This window comes from Pseudomonas sp. 32A (genome assembly GCF_052682255.1).
The window spans coordinates 981062-997868 of record NZ_JBQYLY010000001.1; the positions used below are offsets into that span (position 1 = coordinate 981062).

At 59.9% G+C, this 16807-nt stretch carries 15 protein-coding genes and 1 pseudogene; 14 read left to right on the forward strand and 2 right to left on the reverse strand.

The window, feature by feature from the left end:
• The first annotated feature begins 42 nt into the window (after positions 1–42).
• From hscA to ACUN0G_RS04510, 14 genes and pseudogenes are all read left to right on the forward strand, one after another.
• Entirely contained in the window at positions 43–1905 is a 1863-nt protein-coding gene (gene hscA, locus ACUN0G_RS04445; protein WP_258343883.1) for a Fe-S protein assembly chaperone HscA, read from the forward strand.
• Positions 1906–1908: 3 nt separating this feature from the next.
• The gene (fdx, locus tag ACUN0G_RS04450; RefSeq protein ID WP_322143381.1) at positions 1909–2250 is read left to right on the forward strand and encodes an ISC system 2Fe-2S type ferredoxin; all 342 of its coding nucleotides are present in this window, start codon (positions 1909–1911) and stop codon (positions 2248–2250) included.
• A gap of 14 nt (positions 2251–2264) precedes the next feature.
• Entirely contained in the window at positions 2265–2465 is a 201-nt protein-coding gene (gene iscX / locus ACUN0G_RS04455; RefSeq protein ID WP_421523545.1) for a Fe-S cluster assembly protein IscX, read from the forward strand.
• Positions 2466–2557: 92 nt separating this feature from the next.
• Positions 2558–2982: pseudogene (gene ndk / locus ACUN0G_RS04460) on the forward strand (nucleoside-diphosphate kinase).
• A gap of 30 nt (positions 2983–3012) precedes the next feature.
• The gene (rlmN, locus tag ACUN0G_RS04465) at positions 3013–4161 is read left to right on the forward strand and encodes a 23S rRNA (adenine(2503)-C(2))-methyltransferase RlmN (protein WP_003209670.1); all 1149 of its coding nucleotides are present in this window, start codon (positions 3013–3015) and stop codon (positions 4159–4161) included.
• Between the two features lie 12 nt (positions 4162–4173).
• Positions 4174–4932 (forward strand): type IV pilus biogenesis/stability protein PilW, encoded by a 759-nt coding sequence (pilW, locus tag ACUN0G_RS04470; protein WP_445572782.1) that lies wholly within the window; start codon positions 4174–4176, stop codon positions 4930–4932.
• Positions 4929–5912: a RodZ domain-containing protein gene (locus ACUN0G_RS04475; RefSeq protein ID WP_445572783.1), complete on the forward strand. Its 984-nt coding sequence runs from the start codon at positions 4929–4931 to the stop codon at positions 5910–5912. The genes pilW and ACUN0G_RS04475 overlap by 4 nt, the downstream gene beginning before the upstream one ends.
• A gap of 4 nt (positions 5913–5916) precedes the next feature.
• Positions 5917–7026 carry a flavodoxin-dependent (E)-4-hydroxy-3-methylbut-2-enyl-diphosphate synthase gene (ispG, locus tag ACUN0G_RS04480; RefSeq protein WP_017478664.1) on the forward strand — a complete coding sequence of 370 codons (1110 nt, stop codon included), beginning with the start codon at positions 5917–5919 and terminating at the stop codon, positions 7024–7026.
• Between the two features lie 21 nt (positions 7027–7047).
• A complete protein-coding gene (gene hisS, locus ACUN0G_RS04485; protein WP_003209664.1) occupies positions 7048–8337 on the forward strand; it encodes a histidine--tRNA ligase in 1290 nt (429 codons plus the stop codon).
• A 40-nt stretch (positions 8338–8377) separates the two neighbouring features.
• Complete coding sequence (locus ACUN0G_RS04490; RefSeq protein ID WP_010176862.1) at positions 8378–9019, forward strand: YfgM family protein; 642 nt, start codon at positions 8378–8380, stop codon at positions 9017–9019.
• Complete coding sequence (gene bamB / locus ACUN0G_RS04495; RefSeq protein WP_063032991.1) at positions 9012–10163, forward strand: outer membrane protein assembly factor BamB; 1152 nt, start codon at positions 9012–9014, stop codon at positions 10161–10163. The genes ACUN0G_RS04490 and bamB overlap by 8 nt, the downstream gene beginning before the upstream one ends.
• Positions 10164–10302: 139 nt before the next feature.
• Entirely contained in the window at positions 10303–11772 is a 1470-nt protein-coding gene (der, locus tag ACUN0G_RS04500) for a ribosome biogenesis GTPase Der (RefSeq protein WP_088423691.1), read from the forward strand.
• Positions 11773–11880: 108 nt separating this feature from the next.
• Positions 11881–13029 (forward strand): pyridoxal phosphate-dependent aminotransferase, encoded by a 1149-nt coding sequence (locus ACUN0G_RS04505; RefSeq protein WP_445572784.1) that lies wholly within the window; start codon positions 11881–11883, stop codon positions 13027–13029.
• Entirely contained in the window at positions 13017–13808 is a 792-nt protein-coding gene (locus ACUN0G_RS04510; RefSeq protein ID WP_445572785.1) for an amidohydrolase, read from the forward strand. Before ACUN0G_RS04505 ends, ACUN0G_RS04510 begins: the two co-directional genes overlap by 13 nt.
• Before the next feature lie 174 nt (positions 13809–13982).
• Here the strand turns inward: ACUN0G_RS04510 and leuA are convergent, their stop codons facing one another.
• Both leuA and ACUN0G_RS04520 read right to left on the reverse strand, forming a co-directional pair.
• Positions 13983–15662 carry a 2-isopropylmalate synthase gene (leuA, locus tag ACUN0G_RS04515; RefSeq protein ID WP_063032988.1) on the reverse strand — a complete coding sequence of 560 codons (1680 nt, stop codon included), beginning with the start codon at positions 15660–15662 and terminating at the stop codon, positions 13983–13985.
• A 320-nt stretch (positions 15663–15982) separates the two neighbouring features.
• Positions 15983–16804, reverse strand: coding sequence for a peptidoglycan DD-metalloendopeptidase family protein (locus ACUN0G_RS04520; RefSeq protein ID WP_017478670.1), 822 nt, complete (start codon positions 16802–16804; stop codon positions 15983–15985).
• Positions 16805–16807 lie beyond the last annotated feature (3 nt).

Genomic DNA, 16807 nt, shown 5'->3' on the forward strand with positions numbered 1-16807 from the left:
GCCCAGGTTGCACGCCTGATATACAGATAAGTCCTGATTACCATGGCCCTACTGCAGATCGCCGAACCCGGTCAAAGTCCTCAACCGCACCAGCGTCGTCTGGCGGTCGGGATTGACTTGGGCACTACCAATTCGCTGGTCGCTGCATTGCGCAGCGGTCTTTCCGAGCCGCTGCCTGACGCGGATGGCCAGCTCATCCTGCCGTCTGCCGTGCGCTATCACGCTGACCGCACTGAAGTGGGCGAGTCGGCCAAGCTGGCGGCGTCTACCGATCCCCTGAACACCGTGCTGTCGGTCAAGCGCTTGATGGGTCGTGGTCTGTCCGACGTCAAGCAACTGGGCGACCAGCTGCCGTACCGCTTTGTCGGTGGCGAATCCCATATGCCGTTCATCGACACCATCCAGGGCCCGAAAAGCCCGGTGGAAGTGTCGGCCGATATCCTCAAGGTGCTACGTCAGCGTGCGGAAACCACCTTGGGCGGCGAACTGGTGGGTGCGGTAATTACTGTTCCTGCGTATTTCGATGACGCTCAGCGCCAAGCCACCAAGGATGCGGCGAAACTGGCCGGCCTGAACGTGCTGCGCCTGCTCAACGAGCCGACCGCGGCGGCTGTGGCTTATGGCCTGGATCAGCACGCCGAAGGCCTGGTGGCTATTTACGACCTGGGCGGCGGCACCTTTGATATTTCGATTCTGCGCCTGACCGGCGGCGTATTCGAGGTGCTGGCTACCGGTGGCGATACGGCCCTGGGCGGCGATGACTTCGACCACGCCATTGCTGGCTGGATCATCACCAGTGCAGGCTTGTCTGCTGACCTGGATCCGGGCGCGCAACGTAACCTGCTGCAAACCGCCTGTGCCGCCAAAGAAGCACTGACTGACGCTGCATCGGTTGAAGTTTCCTACGGTAGCTGGTCGGCCCAACTGACTCGCGAAGCCTTCGATTCGCTGATCGAACCGATGGTCGCCCGCAGCTTGAAGGCCTGCCGTCGCGCGGTGCGCGACTCCGGTATCGAGCTGGAAGACGTCGCCGCGGTGGTGATGGTGGGTGGTTCGACCCGCGTGCCACGTGTCCGCGAAGCCGTTGCCGAAGCCTTTGGCCGCCAGCCGCTGACTGAAATCGACCCGGATCAAGTGGTGGCCATTGGTGCTGCGATCCAGGCCGACACCCTTGCCGGTAACAAGCGTGATGGTGGCGAACTGCTTCTGCTCGACGTTATTCCGTTGTCCCTGGGGCTGGAAACCATGGGCGGCCTGATGGAGAAGGTGATTCCACGCAACACCACCATCCCCGTTGCCCGCGCCCAGGACTTCACCACGTACAAAGATGGCCAGACGGCCATGATGATTCATGTGCTTCAAGGCGAGCGTGAGCTGATCAGCGACTGCCGTTCCCTGGCGCGCTTTGAATTGCGCGGCATTCCGGCGATGGTGGCCGGTGCGGCGAAGATTCGCGTGACCTTCCAGGTCGACGCCGACGGCTTGCTGAGTGTTGCCGCTCGCGAACTGGCCTCCGGCGTTGAAGCCAGCATCCAGGTCAAGCCGTCCTACGGCCTGACCGATGGCGAAATCGCCAAGATGCTCAAGGATTCGTTCCAGTACGCCGGTGACGACAAGGTCGCCCGCGTGCTGCGTGAGCAGCAAGTCGACGCCCAGCGCCTGCTCGAAGCGGTGCAGGGCGCCCTTGAAGCTGACGGCGAGCGTCTGCTGGATGCCGAAGAGCGCATGGTTATCGACCTGCAAATGCAGGAACTGGCTGAATTGATGAAAGGCACCGATGGTTACGCCATCGAGCAACAGACCAAGCGCCTGTCGCAAGTGACCGATGCCTTTGCCGCCCGTCGCATGGACCAGACGGTAAAAGCCGCCCTGGCGGGCCGCAACTTGAATGAACTTGAGGATTAACTGATGCCGCAGATCATTTTTCTGCCACACGCCGAGCATTGCCCGGACGGTATGGTTGTGGAGGCTGAGACCGGCAAGTCCATTCTCGAAGTCGCTCACGATAACCACATCGAGATCGAAAGCGCCTGCGGTGGCGTCAATGCCTGTACCACCTGTCACTGTGTGATCCGTGAAGGTTTCGACAGTCTTGAAGAGGCTGACGACCTGGAAGAGGACTATCTTGATAGGGCGTGGGGCCTTGAGCCGACGTCGCGCTTGAGCTGTCAGGCAAAAGTGGGAACAGAAGACCTTACCGTCGAAATTCCGAAGTATTCGCTCAACCATGCCGCCGAAGCGCCGCATTGATTCAAGGAAATGTCATGAGCCTGAAATGGGTTGATGTACAAGAAATCGCTATACAACTTGCTGAAGCTCACCCGGATGTCGATCCTCTGTCGGTGAACTTCGTCAAGTTGCGCAACCTGGTGATGCAGCTGCCGGAATTTGACGACGTCCCGGATCGGGGTGGCGAAAAGGTTCTTGAGGCGATACAAGGCCTGTGGATCGAAGAAGCAGACTGAATCGCCTTTTTACGCAGTTAGGCAATACCCAAGAACCCGCGTATAATTCGCGGGTTTAATTTTTCGCAAATTACCGTTTCTGGAGTTACACCATGGCTGTTCAACGTACTTTCTCCATCATCAAGCCTGACGCTGTTGCAAAAAACGTCATCGGCGAGATCACCACTCGTTTCGAAAAAGCTGGCCTGAAGGTTGTAGCTTCGAAACTCAAGCAACTGTCCAAAGCTGAAGCTGAAGGCTTCTACGCTGAGCACAGCGCTCGTGGTTTCTTCGGCGACCTGGTTGCCTTCATGATCTCCGGTCCTGTTGTTGTTCAGGTTCTGGAAGGCGAAAACGCTATCGCTCTGAACCGTGAGCTGATGGGTGCTACCAACCCTAAAGAAGCTGCTGCCGGCACCATCCGTGCTGACTTCGCTGAATCGATCGACGCCAACGCCGTTCACGGTTCGGACTCCGAAGCCGCTGCTGCCCCGAAATCTCGTACTTTTTCGCTGCTACTGAAGTAACCGCTCGCTAAGCATTGGCTTAATAGAGCGAAGGTGAATCCATGACTACATTGACTGCAAAAACCAACCTGCTGGGTCTGACTCAACAGGAAATGGAAAAATTCTTCGACTCAATCGGGGAGAAGCGTTTTCGTGCCGCTCAGGTAATGAAGTGGATTCACCATCTTGGCGTCGATGATTTCGACGCCATGACGAACGTCAGCAAGGCCCTGCGCGACAAGCTCAAGGCCATTGCCGAAGTTCGCGGCCCCGAAGTGGTCAGCGAGGACATTTCCACCGACGGCACCCGTAAGTGGGTGGTGCGCGTGGCGTCCGGCAGCTGCGTCGAGACCGTGTACATCCCCCAGGGCAAGCGCGGCACTCTGTGCGTTTCGTCCCAGGCAGGCTGTGCCCTGGACTGCAGTTTCTGCTCCACCGGCAAGCAAGGTTTCAACAGCAACCTCACCGCCGCCGAAGTCATCGGCCAGGTGTGGATTGCCAATAAATCGTTCGGCAGCATCCCGGCGACCGCCGACCGTGCCATCACCAACGTGGTGATGATGGGCATGGGCGAGCCGCTGCTGAACTTCGACAACGTTGTTGCGGCCATGCATTTGATGATGGACGACCTGGGCTACGGCATTTCCAAGCGCCGTGTGACCCTGTCGACCTCCGGCGTGGTACCGATGATCGATGAGCTGGCCAAGCACATCGACGTCTCCCTGGCGTTGTCGCTGCACGCACCGAATGACGCATTGCGTAACCAATTGGTGCCGATCAACAAGAAGTATCCGCTTAAGATGCTGCTCGAATCTTGCCAGCGTTATATGGCGACCTTGGGTGAGAAACGTGTGTTGACCATTGAGTACACCATGCTCAAGGACATCAACGACAAGGTCGAGCACGCGGTCGAGATGATCGAATTGCTCAAGAATGTACCGTGCAAGATCAACCTGATTCCGTTTAACCCGTTTCCCCATTCTGGCTACGAGCGGCCGAGCAACAACGCTATCCGCCGTTTCCAGGATCAACTGCACCATGCAGGCTTCAATGTCACCGTACGCACTACTCGCGGCGAAGACATCGATGCGGCATGTGGCCAATTGGTAGGACAGGTGCTGGATCGCACCCGTCGCAGCGAACGTTATATCGCCGTGCGTGAACTGAGTGCCGCCGACGATATGCCGCAAAGCGCCGCGACTCGAACCTGAGAGAGGATCTCTATGCCCTTGCGCCTTGCGCTGCTTTTGCTTGTTGCCAGCCTCGCGGCTGGCTGTGTTTCATCGGGCCATGACAGCCCGTTGCAAACCGGCAAGGGCCGTGACGAGGCGCGTGCTGCCTACGTGCAGTTGGGCTTGGGGTACTTGCAGCAAGGAATGGCCGAGCGGGCCAAGGTGCCCCTGAAGAAGGCCCTCGAGCTGGATGGCCGCGACGCCGACGCCAATGCGGCGTTGGCCTTGGTGTTCCAGGCCCAGGCCGAGCCTGAATTGGCCGATCAATATTTCCACAAGGCCCTGGCCATACGTCCTGGCGACCCAAGACTGCTGAATAATTACGGCAGTTTTTTGTTTGCGCAGAAGCGTTACGACCAGGCGTCCGAATATTTCCAGCAGGCTGCGGCCGATACCCTTTATCCTGAGCGTTCGCGGGTTTTCGAGAACCTTGGGGTGACCTCAATGCTTCTCGGCCAGCGCGACACCGCCCGCCAGCAACTGGAAAAAGCCCTGCACCTGAACCAGCGCCAGCCACGAGCCTTGCTCGAAATGGCTGAGTTGTCCTTCGAAGACAGGCATTATGTGCCGGCACGTGACTATTACGAGCGTTTTAGCCTGCTGAGCGGGCAAAATGCACGTAGTCTATTGCTCGGTGTGCGCCTGGCGACGGTTCATGAAGAACGCGACAAGGCCGCACGTTTTGGCCAGCAACTCGAACGACTCTATCCCGGTACGCCGGAATATCAGCAATACCTGTCGGAGCAATGATGAAGGCGCACCCGGAAGTTGTAGCAGCTAATCGTGGAAACCCAGGCGAGACCTTGCGTCAGGCCCGCGAAAGCAATGGTTGGTCGCTGGCAGAAGTGGCCCTCAAGCTCAATTTGACCACGACTTCATTGGGCAACCTTGAAGCTGGCGCGTTCGACAAGCTGCCAGGGCATACCTTTGCCCGCGGCTATATCCGCGCCTACGCCAAGTTGCTCGGTATCGACCAGGCCGCATTGGTTCAGCAATTCGACCAGATCACCGGTACCGATTCCCAGGGCAGTAATGTTCATGGGCTGGGCCGCATTGAAGAACCTGTGCGTGTTTCCCACACGATTTTGCGAATTGTCAGTCTGTTGCTGCTGATCGCCGTGATCGGCGGTGGTTTTGTATGGTGGCAGGACCAGACCTCCCAGCGCGGCAAGGACCTGTCCAGCAACGCCATGGAGCACGTCGAAGTCGAAAGCGCCGACGGCACCACTCAGATTCATCCATTGGACGAGCCGGAAGACCAAGCCGTGGCCCAGGGCCAGGCGGCGCCTGAGGCAGAGCCAAGCGCCGAGCAGCCTGCTCCGGAAGCGGGTACTGCACCTGCCACGACGCCTGTCGCTCCCGCTCCAGTGGTCGCCGCGACGCCGGTTGCGCCGGCTCATACGCCAGCTGCCCCGGCGCAGGCTCCGGCTCCAGCCGCTCCAGCCGCCCCGGCGATTTCCGCGCCAACCACCCCAGCGCTTATCGCTGGTGATGGCCGAGTACAAATTACCTACGTCGCTGACTGCTGGACGCAAGTCTCCGATGGCAACGGCAAAGTGCTGTTCAGTGGTCTGAAGCGTAAGGGAGATACACTTGACCAGGGCGGCAAGCCTCCTTTGACGCTGCGTCTGGGCTTTGCCCGTGGCGCGCAAGTGGCCTACAACGGCCAGCCTGTGGACGTGGCGCCGTTCACCAGTGGCGAGACTGCTCGCCTGAAGTTGGGACAATAAAGTCATGCACGGCGAATCTCCAATCAAACGTCGCGTATCGCGCAAGATCTGGGTCGGCTCGGTGCCGGTGGGCGGCGATGCCCCCATCGCGGTACAAAGCATGACCAACAGCGACACCAATGATGTGGCGGCCACTGTTGCCCAGATCAACCGCCTGGAAGCGGCGGGCGTCGACATCGTGCGGGTTTCCGTACCGGACATGGACGCTGCCGAAGCCTTTGGCCGCATCAAGCAACTGGTCAAGGTGCCGCTGGTCGCCGATATTCACTTCGACTATAAGATCGCGTTGCGCGTGGCCGAGCTGGGCGTCGATTGCCTGCGGATCAACCCGGGCAACATCGGTCGTGAAGACCGGGTTCGTGCCGTGGTGGATGCCGCCCGTGATCGCGGGATTCCAATCCGCATCGGCGTCAACGCCGGTTCCCTGGAAAAAGACCTGCAAAAGAAATACGGCGAGCCGACTCCGGCCGCCCTGGTCGAGTCCGCGTTGCGCCACGTTGAACACCTTGAGCGCCTGAATTTTCAGGACTTCAAGGTCAGCGTAAAGGCTTCCGACGTGTTCATGGCGGTAGAAGCGTACCGCCTGCTGGCCAAGGAAATCGTCCAGCCATTGCACCTGGGTATCACCGAAGCCGGTGGTTTACGCTCAGGCACAGTGAAATCTGCGGTGGGTCTCGGTATGCTGCTGGCCGACGGGATTGGCGATACTATTCGCATCTCCCTCGCGGCAGACCCGGTAGAGGAAGTGAAAGTCGGTTACGACATTCTCAAATCCCTGCATTTGCGTTCCCGTGGCATCAACTTCATTGCCTGCCCGAGCTGCTCGCGGCAGAACTTCGACGTGGTGAAAACCATGAACGAACTGGAAGTACGCCTCGAAGACCTGCTGGTGCCGCTGGATGTTGCGGTGATTGGTTGTGTGGTCAACGGGCCGGGTGAGGCCAAAGAAGCCCATGTGGGCCTGACCGGCGGTACGCCAAACCTGATTTACATCGACGGCAAGCCGTCGCAGAAACTGACGAATGACAATCTGGTGGATGAGCTGGAACGGCTGATCCGCCAGAAAGCGGCCGAAAAGGTTGCGGCTGACGCAGCGCTGATCGCGCGCGGCTAAGAACGAATTTAAGGATTAGATGTGAGCAAGTCTCTGCAAGCCATTCGTGGCATGAACGACATCCTGCCTGAGCAGACGCCCCTGTGGCGCTACTTCGAGGGCACTGTCGCGCGCCTGCTGGATAACTACGGTTACAAGCAGATCCGCATGCCGATCGTCGAGTTCACCGAGCTGTTCAAGCGCTCCATCGGTGAAGTGACCGACATCGTCGAAAAAGAGATGTACACCTTCGAAGACCGCAACGGCGACTCCCTGACCCTGCGTCCGGAAGGCACTGCCGCGTGCGTGCGTGCGGTGCTCGAGCATGGCCTCACCGGCGGCGGTCAGCCGCAGAAGCTCTGGTACATCGGTCCGATGTTCCGCCACGAGCGTCCGCAGAAAGGCCGTTACCGCCAGTTCCACCAGATCGGCCTGGAGGTGTTCAACCTCGACGGTCCGGACATCGACGCCGAGCTGATCGTGCTGACTTGGCGCCTGTGGGGCATGCTGGGCATCCGCGATGCGGTCAAGCTTGAACTCAACAGCCTGGGCACCAGCGAATCCCGGGGCCGCTACCGCGAAGCCCTGGTGGAATTCCTGTCGGCCCACCTGGACAAGCTGGACGAAGACAGCCAGCGCCGCCTGAAAACCAACCCGCTGCGGGTACTGGACACCAAGAACGCCGAGACCCAGGCCGTACTTGTGGACGCGCCGAAAATGGCCGACTACCTGGACGACGAGTCCCGCATCCACTTCGAGGGCCTCAAGGCTCGTCTGGATGCAGCCGGTATTCCATACGTCATCAACCCGAAACTGGTGCGTGGCCTTGATTACTACAGCAAGACCGTGTTCGAGTGGGTGACTGACAAGCTCGGCGCCCAGGGCACCGTGTGTGCCGGTGGCCGTTACGACGGCCTGGTCGAGCAGATGGGCGGCAAGCCGACCACCGGTGTTGGCTTCGCCATGGGCATCGAACGGCTGATCCTGCTGCTGGAAACCCTGGAGCAGGTCCCCGAAGAAATTTCCCGTCAGGTGGACGTGTACTTCTGTGCCTTTGGCGAGGCGGCCGAACTGGCTGCCCTGGCCCTGAGCGAGAAGCTGCGCGATCAACTGCCGAACCTGCGCCTGCAAGTCAATGCTGGTGCCGGCAGCTTCAAAAGCCAGTTCAAGAAAGCCGACAAGAGCGGTGCGTTGTATGCACTGATCCTGGGTGATGATGAATTGGCCCAGCAAGTGGTAAGTTTCAAACCCCTGCGTGGTCAGGGTGAACAACAAAGCATTGCCTTTGATGCGCTTGCAGCGCACCTGGCCACCTGCATCGTGCAGGGTTGAAGCTGTCAAACAGCCGATTTAGCGATTAAGGAGTATTGGGGTGTCGAGTACTGATGATGACCAGCTGGCCGAGTTCAAAGACTGGTGGCAGCGCAACGGCAAGCCCCTGGTCACTGGCGGCCTGCTGGCTTTAGTAGTGGTGTTCGGCTGGCAAGCCTGGCACAAGTATCAGGCTAACCAGTCGCAAGGCGCCTCGATTATCTATCAGCAATTGCTGGAAACCACGCTGACGCCCAACGGCAAGCCTGACCTTGCCCAGGTTGCAGACCTGGCCGGCAAGCTGAAGAGCGAGTTCGGCGGTAGCACCTACGCGCAATACGGCAGCCTGTTCGTCGCAAAAGTTGCGGTCGACAATGGCAAGCTGGATGACGCAGCCTCCGAGCTGAAAGCCATCACCGACAAGCCGGCCAACCCGACACTGGGTGAAATCGCACGTCAGCGTCTGGCTCAGGTACTCGCGGCACAGAACAAGGCCGACGATGCACTGAAATTGCTCGACGGCGATGCTGACAAGGCATTCCTGGCCACTCGTGAAGAGCTCAAGGGCGACCTCCTGGTCCAATTGGGTCGTACCGACGAAGCCAATGCTGCGTACCAAAAAGCCAAGGCGGCGCTGTCTGATGAAGCGGCGGTCGGTGGCTTACAAATCAAGCTCGACGACTTGGCCAAAGGGGATGCGTGACGTGATCCGTTGGAAACATGCAGCATTGCTGGCTCTGGCCGTTTTGGCCGCGGGTTGCAGCAGCAACAGCAAAAAAGAACTGCCTCCGGCCGAGCTGACCAGCTTCAAGGAAGAAGTGGTCCTGCAAAAGCAGTGGAGCCGCTCCATTGGTGACGGTCAGGGCGATCTCTACAACCTGATGGTTCCGGCTATCGACGGCGACACCATTTTCGCTGCTGACTCCACCGGCGTTGTGGTCTCCATGGACCGCATGAACGGCGACGTCAAATGGAAGAAAGATCTCGAACTGCCTGTGTCCGGCGCCGTAGGCGTGGGTTCCGGCATGGTGCTGCTCGGCACGCTGAAAGGCGATGTGGTGGCGCTGGACGAGAGCACCGGTGAAGAGAAATGGCGCGCTCGCGTGACCAGTGAAGTGCTCTCGCCACCGGCTACCAACGGTGACATCGTTGTAGTGCAAACCCAGGATGACCGTGTGATCGGCCTCGACGCCGCCACCGGTAACCAGCGCTGGTTGTACGACAGCACGCCGGCGGTCCTGACCTTACGCGGTACCAGCGGTCCGGTTGTGACCAGCAACCTCGCACTGGCAGGCCTGTCGACCGGTAAAGTGGTCGCCCTGGACACCCAGAACGGCGTGCCGGCCTGGGAAACCCGGGTTGCTATTCCTCAGGGTCGTTCGGAACTGGATCGCGTAGTGGACATCGACGGTGGCTTGCTGCTGTCGGGTGATACCCTCTACGTCGCCACTTACCAGGGCCGCGTCGCGGCGCTGGACGTGCAAAGCGGCCGGATCAACTGGCAGCGTGATGCTTCCAGCTACGCCGGTGTCGCCCAAGGGTTTGGCAGCGTCTACGTAAGCCTGGCGTCTGGCACCGTTGAAAGTGTCGACGAGCGTTCCACCACTGCATTGTGGAGCAACGACTCCCTGGCTCGCCGTCAGTTGTCGGCACCGGAAGTGTTTTCCAGCTACGTAGCGGTAGGCGACTTTGAAGGCTACCTGCACCTGCTGAGCCAGGTGGACGGTCGCTTCGTCGGTCGCGAACGTATCGACAGTGACGGCCTGCGTGCCCGTCCGCTGGTAGTGGGTAACATGCTTTACGTGTATGGCAACAGCGGCAAACTGGAAGCGCTGACCATCAAGTAATGGTTTGACTATGCTTGGGGTAACACCCAGGCGGCCCCGCTTCGGCGGGGCATGCGGCATTTGAATATGCTGCCCCGAGCACCAGCCGCTGCCTTGCAGCGGCTTTTGTATTTTCTGAAATAACGAAGTGGAGAGCCGCATGGTTCCCGTAATCGCCCTGGTGGGCCGACCGAACGTCGGCAAGTCCACCTTGTTCAACCGCCTGACCAGGACTCGCGACGCCATCGTCGGCGACTTGTCCGGTCTGACCCGTGATCGCCAATACGGTGAGGCAAAGTGGCAAGGGCGCTCCTACATTATTGTCGACACCGGTGGTATCTCCGGTGACGAGCATGGCATGGACGAAAAGATGGCCGAGCAGTCGCTGCTGGCCATTGAAGAAGCTGATGTCGTGTTGTTCCTGGTGGACGCCCGCGCGGGCTACACCGCTGCCGACCAGATGATTGGCGAGCACCTGCGCAAGCGCAACAAGCGTTCCTACGTGGTAGCCAACAAAATCGACAACATCGATCCGGAAATGGCCCGTGCCGAATTCAGCCCGATGGGCCTGGGCGACGCGATCCCGATCGCCGGTGCCCACGGTCGTGGCATCACCCAGATGCTGGAAATCGCCCTGCGCGACTTCCCGCGTGATGATGTGGATGAAGTCGAAGGCGAAGAAGAGATCGTTGCCGAAGGCGAGGAAGCCAAGCGCATTCCTGGCCCAAGCGAAAAAGACGGTATCAAGATCGCGATCATCGGCCGTCCAAACGTCGGCAAGTCGACGCTGGTCAACCGCATGCTCGGTGAAGACCGGGTAATCGTCTATGACGAGCCGGGCACCACCCGCGACAGCATCTACATCCCGTTCGAACGTAACGACGAGAAGTACACGCTGATCGACACCGCCGGTGTGCGCAAGCGCGGCAAGATCCACGAGGAAGTTGAAAAGTTCTCCGTGGTGAAAACCCTGCAGGCGATCAAAGACGCCAACGTGGTGATCTTCGTCATGGACGCCCGCGAAGGCGTGGTAGACCACGACCTGAACTTGCTGGGCTTTGCCCTGGAAGCTGGTCGCGCCCTGGTGATCGCGATCAACAAGTGGGACGGCATGACGCCGAGCGAGCGCGATTTCGTCAAGATCGAGCTGCAGCGTCGCCTGTTCTTCGTCGAGTTCGCCGATATCCACTTTATCTCGGCACTGCACGGTACCGGCGTGGGCAACCTCTACGCTTCGGTGCAGAACTCGTTCAAGTCTGCGGTTACCCGCTGGCCGACCAACCGCCTGACCCAGATTCTGGAAGATGCGGTCAGCGAGCACGCGCCGCCGATGGTCAACAACCGTCGGATCAAGCTGCGTTACGCGCACTTGGGTGGTGCCAACCCGCCGATTATCGTGATTCACGGTAACCAGCTGGAAAAGGTGCCGAAGTCCTACGTGCGTTACCTGGAAAACACCTATCGCCGTGTCTTGAAACTGGTCGGTACGCCGATCCGTATCGAGTTCAAGGGTGGCGAGAACCCGTACGAAGGTAACAAGAACAGCCTCACCGACCGCCAGGTCAACAAAAAGCGCCGGATGATGACGCACCACAAGAAAGCCGACAAAAAGCGCCGCGACAAGCGCTGATCCTGATCGGTTGAAAAAGGGCTCTTTAAGAGCCCTTTTTTGTGCCTGGCGGTTGACCCTTCGCGGCATGCAGCTTAAAACTTGGGGCTTACCGCAAGGGGCGCACCGATGATCACCAGCAAGCTGCCGAATGTCGGCACCACCATCTTCACCACCATGTCGCAACTCGCCGCCGAAACCGGTGCGCTCAACCTGTCCCAGGGCTTTCCCGACTTCAATGGGCCTCAGGGTTTGCTCGACGCGGTGGGCAAGCACATTGCCCTTGGCCATAACCAATACGCGCCCATGACCGGGCTGCCGGTACTGCGTCAGCAAGTGGCGGCCAAGATCGCCCGCAGCTATGGCGCTACGGTGAATGCCGACAGCGAGGTGACCATCACCCCTGGCGCCACTGAGGCGATCTTCTGCGCGATCCAGGCGGTGATCCGCAGCGGTGATGAGGTGATCGTGTTCGATCCGGCCTACGACAGCTATGAGCCCTCGGTTGAGCTGGCGGGTGGTCGCTGCATACATGTGCAGTTGGGCCTGGATGACTTCTCCCTCGACTTCGAACAGATCAAGGCGGCGCTGTCCCCGCGCACCCGCATGATCATCCTCAACAGCCCGCACAACCCTACGGGTGCCCTGATCAGCCGTGCCGAGCTGGACCAGTTGGCCGAGTTGATCCGCGACCGCGACATCTACCTGGTCAGCGACGAGGTCTACGAGCATCTGGTCTTCGACGGAGTGCCTCATGTCAGCGTGCTGGCCCACGAAGAGCTGTACCCGCGCGCCTTCGTGGTCAGCTCCTTCGGCAAGACCTACCACGTCACCGGCTGGAAAACCGGCTACGTGGTTGCGCCTCCGGCCCTCAGCGCCGAGCTGCGCAAGGTGCATCAATATGTCAACTTTTGCGGCGTGACCCCATTGCAGTACGCTTTGGCAGACTTCATGGCCGAACACCCGGAGCACGTTGAGGAATTGCCGGCTTTCTATCAAGCCAAGCGTGACCTGTTCTGCGACCTGCTGGAACCGTCGCGTTTCAGCTTTACCCGGGTGGCCGGTACTTACTTCCAACTGGTGGATTACTCACAGATTCGCCCGGACCTGGATGACGTCGCCATGTCGCTGTGGATGACCCGCGAACATGGCGTGGCGACTATCCCGGTCTCGGTGTTCTACCAGAACCCACCGCAAGGCCAGCGCCTGGTGCGACTGTGCTTTGCCAAACGCGAGGAGACGCTGCGCCAAGCAGCCGAGAAACTATGCGTGATCTGAGTGCACTGCCCAACTTGAACATTGCCCTGGTGCAAACCACCCTGGCCTGGCACGACCGCCAGGCCAACCTGGAGCATTTCGAACTGCTGCTGGACCAGGCTGAGGGCGCCGACCTGATCGTGCTACCGGAGATGTTCACCACCGGTTTCTCCATGGAATCGGAAGCCCTCGCCGAGCCCGAAAACGGGCCCACTCATCAATGGCTGCAGGTCCAGGCGAAGAAGTACAACGCGGTGATCACCGGCAGCGTGATCATCCAGGCCGCCGACGGCAGCCACCGCAATCGCCTGCTCTGGGCGCGCCCGGATGGCGAGGTGCTGCACTACGACAAGCGTCACCTGTTCCGCATGGCCGGTGAGCACGACCACTACACCCCGGGCGAACGCCAGGTGCAGTTCGAACTCAAGGGCTGGCGGATTCGTCCGTTGATCTGCTACGACCTGCGCTTCCCGGTATGGAGCCGTGACGCCCAGGACACGGACCTGCTGCTGTACACCGCCAACTGGCCGGGCGCACGGCGCCAGCACTGGAACCGCTTGTTGCCGGCACGGGCCATCGAAAACCTGTGCTATGTGGCGGCGGTGAATCGGGTGGGCACGGACGGCAAGGGATTTGCCTACACCGGCGACAGCCAGGTCGTGGACTTCCAGGGCGAAAGCCTGCTGAGCGCAGGGGAGGCGGACGGCGTGTTCCAGGTGTGCCTGGATGCAGCGGAATTGGCGGAGTACCGCACACGCTTCCCGGCGAACCTGGATGCGGACAGCTTTGAGTTCACCTGAAGGATTTTATAACTCGTTCCCACGCTCTGCGTGGGAATGCCTCTTGTGACGCTCCGCGTCACGCTTCGGGACGCGGAGCGTCCGAGCTGCATTCCCACGCGGAGCGTGGGAACGATCATAAAAAAGGCCCCTGGATTCTCATCCCGGGGCCTTTTGCATTTCAGCGGTTAGTGTTTACGCCGCTTTCGCTTCCAGCTGGCTCAACGAACGGTTCAGCGCGCTGAACACTGCCTTGAAGCTCGCCGTGGTGATGTTCTCATCAATGCCCACGCCGTGCACCGGACGTTCACCGTTCACCCGCAGCTCAATGTAAGCAGCGGCCTTGGCATTAGTGCCGGCACCAATCGCGTGCTCGTTGTAATCCATGATCTCCACACCAATCGGCAGCCCGGCCACCAGCGCTTCCAGGGCGCCGTTGCCTTTGCCATGCCAGCGCAGATTGGTTTCGCCCTGGCCTTTGCCGGAGACTTCAACTTCCACCGAGCTGTTGCCGTTCTCTTCCTGCAAGCGATGGCTGACCAGCGCGTAAGGAATGTTGGCTTGCAGGTATTCACGCTGCAACAAGCTGTAGATCTGCGAGGCGGTCATCTCCAGGCCCACACGGTCGGTTTCGGCCTGTACCACCTGGCTGAACTCGATCTGCATGCGGCGCGGCAAGCTGATGCCGTATTCCTGCTCCAGCAGGTAGGCGATGCCGCCTTTGCCCGACTGGCTGTTGACACGAATCACTGCCTCGTAGCTGCGGCCAATGTCCGCCGGGTCGATCGGCAAGTACGGCACTTCCCACAGGGCATCGTCTTTCTGCTGGGTAAAGCCCTTGCGGATTGCGTCCTGGTGGGAGCCGGAGAACGCGGTGTGAACCAGGTCGCCGACGTACGGGTGACGCGGGTGCACCGGGATCTGGTTGCACTCTTCGACGACTTTGCGGATGCCGTCGATGTCGGAGAAGTCCAACTGAGGGTCGAGGCCCTGGGTGTACATGTTCAACGCCACGGTCACCAGGTCGACGTTACCGGTACGCTCGCCGTTGCCGAACAGGCAGCCTTCGACACGGTCGGCGCCGGCCATCAGGCCCAACTCGGTAGCCGCCACGCCGGTGCCACGGTCGTTGTGGGTGTGCAGGCTGATGATCACGCTGTCACGACGGTTGATATGGCGACCGAACCACTCGATCTGGTCGGCATAGATGTTCGGGGTGGCGCATTCAACGGTGGCCGGCAGGTTGAGGATCACCTTGTGCTCAGGCGTCGGGTTCCAGACCTCGATCACCGCGTCACAGACTTCCTTGGCGAACTCCAGCTCAGTGGCGCTGAAGGTCTCTGGCGAGTATTCGAAGGTCCACTGGGTTTCCGGCTGCTGGGCGGCGTATTTGACGAACAGCTTGGCCGCGTTGACCGCGATGGCCTTGATGCCGTCCTTGTCCTGGTTGAACACGATGCGGCGGAACGACGGCGACGTGGCGTTGTACAAGTGAACGATGGCTTTCTTCGCCCCGCGCAGGGATTCGAAGGTGCGTGCGATCAAGTCTTCACGGCCCTGGGTCAGCACCTGGATGGTGGTGTCCTCGGGGATGTGGTTGTCTTCGATCAGGGTGCGCACGAAGTCGAAATCGGTTTGCGATGCAGCAGGGAAGGAGGCTTCGATTTCCTTTACACCGACGGCGACCAAGGTCTTCCAGAAGCGCAGCTTTTTCACCGCGTCCATCGGTTCGATCAGCGACTGGTTACCGTCGCGCAAGTCGGAACTGCACCAGATCGGCGCGGCGGTGATGGTCTTCGACGGCCAGGTGCGGTCCGGGATATCGATAGTCGGGAACGCGCGGTATTTCGAAGACGGGTCTTTGAGCATGCTCATCGGGAAATCCTTTGTTTAAGGGCCGAAAAAAGGCGGCCTGCCGTAAAACTGTTATTGGGGGAAAAGCAGAAGACGAGGCAGATCGATTCAGCCTGGCAGTCGTGCGCTGACTAGGCACAGGCTGCGGTGCTGGCGGAGCTGAATGAGGGTGTGAGAGGTTTTCATAGGTCCAACCCTAACCGCCGGGGTGAAAGATGGCAAGCAGTCGGAAAAAATTGAGAGAAGTTCTGCTATTGGTGCGGAAAACGAGATTTTATGGTTGAGAGTTGTGCTCATGGTTGTTTTGTTTGCGCACCCGTTGCCGGGTGCGCAATCGAACGTCAGGGCTGAAACGCGCCGATAAAGATCGCCGGGTCCACCCGTGCGTCGTTCAGGCTGATGTTCCAATGCATATGCGGCCCGGTCGCCCGGCCGGTGGAACCGACCTTGCCCACCACCGCACCACGGGCCAGTTGCTGGCCCACGCTCACATCAATCTTCGACATATGGCAGAACATGCTGATAAAGCCCTGGCCATGGTCCACAAACACGGTGTTGCCGTTGAAGAAGTAGTTACCGGTGAGAATCACCTTGCCCGCCGCCGGGGTCTTGATCGGCGTGCCGGCGCCCACGGCAAAGTCGAGGCCGGAATGCGGATTACGCTCCTCGCCATTGAAGAAACGTCGCACGCCGAACTTGCTCGACAGCGGCCCGTTCACCGGCTTGTCCAGCAGCAGGTTGCTTGGCGTGTTCGGGCTGAAGCTGCGGTAGGCCTTGAGCTGGACCGCCAGCTCGCCTTCGATGCGCTTGAGTTGCGCCGGGTCCGGGTTCACCTGGCTTTTGTTCTTCAGGGTGATGTGCTGTTCGGGGTATTTCTTGAACCCCACCACAAACGGCAGGTTCTGGCTGCCGCTGGTGATGCGCTGGGTGCCGGGTTTGACCGTCAGCGGGATACCGACAATCGCCAGCCAGTTGTTCTGTTCCTTCACCACCAGCACCGGCCGGTTCAGGTAGGTGGCTTTGGGTGCAGTCGCCGAGGTGCCGAGGTCGACCACCGCGACGCCACCGGGCACCGGCTTGTTCAGCAGCCGGGTGATGTAGCTGTCGGCGTGGGCATTGAAGGTCAGGCACAGCAGCATCAACAAACTTAAGAAGCGTGGCATCAA

Coding starts and splice junctions, on each gene's coding strand:
- hscA (WP_258343883.1), top strand. CDS start 43: ATGGCCCTACTGCAGATCGCCGAACCCGGTCAAAGTCCTCAACCGCAC.
- fdx (WP_322143381.1), top strand. CDS start 1,909: ATGCCGCAGATCATTTTTCTGCCACACGCCGAGCATTGCCCGGACGGT.
- iscX (WP_421523545.1), top strand. CDS start 2,265: ATGAGCCTGAAATGGGTTGATGTACAAGAAATCGCTATACAACTTGCT.
- rlmN (WP_003209670.1), top strand. CDS start 3,013: ATGACTACATTGACTGCAAAAACCAACCTGCTGGGTCTGACTCAACAG.
- pilW (WP_445572782.1), top strand. CDS start 4,174: ATGCCCTTGCGCCTTGCGCTGCTTTTGCTTGTTGCCAGCCTCGCGGCT.
- ACUN0G_RS04475 (WP_445572783.1), top strand. CDS start 4,929: ATGATGAAGGCGCACCCGGAAGTTGTAGCAGCTAATCGTGGAAACCCA.
- ispG (WP_017478664.1), top strand. CDS start 5,917: ATGCACGGCGAATCTCCAATCAAACGTCGCGTATCGCGCAAGATCTGG.
- bamB (WP_063032991.1), top strand. CDS start 9,012: ATGCGTGACGTGATCCGTTGGAAACATGCAGCATTGCTGGCTCTGGCC.
- der (WP_088423691.1), top strand. CDS start 10,303: ATGGTTCCCGTAATCGCCCTGGTGGGCCGACCGAACGTCGGCAAGTCC.
- ACUN0G_RS04505 (WP_445572784.1), top strand. CDS start 11,881: ATGATCACCAGCAAGCTGCCGAATGTCGGCACCACCATCTTCACCACC.
- ACUN0G_RS04510 (WP_445572785.1), top strand. CDS start 13,017: ATGCGTGATCTGAGTGCACTGCCCAACTTGAACATTGCCCTGGTGCAA.
- leuA (WP_063032988.1), bottom strand. CDS start 15,662: ATGAGCATGCTCAAAGACCCGTCTTCGAAATACCGCGCGTTCCCGACT.
- ACUN0G_RS04520 (WP_017478670.1), bottom strand. CDS start 16,804: ATGCCACGCTTCTTAAGTTTGTTGATGCTGCTGTGCCTGACCTTCAAT.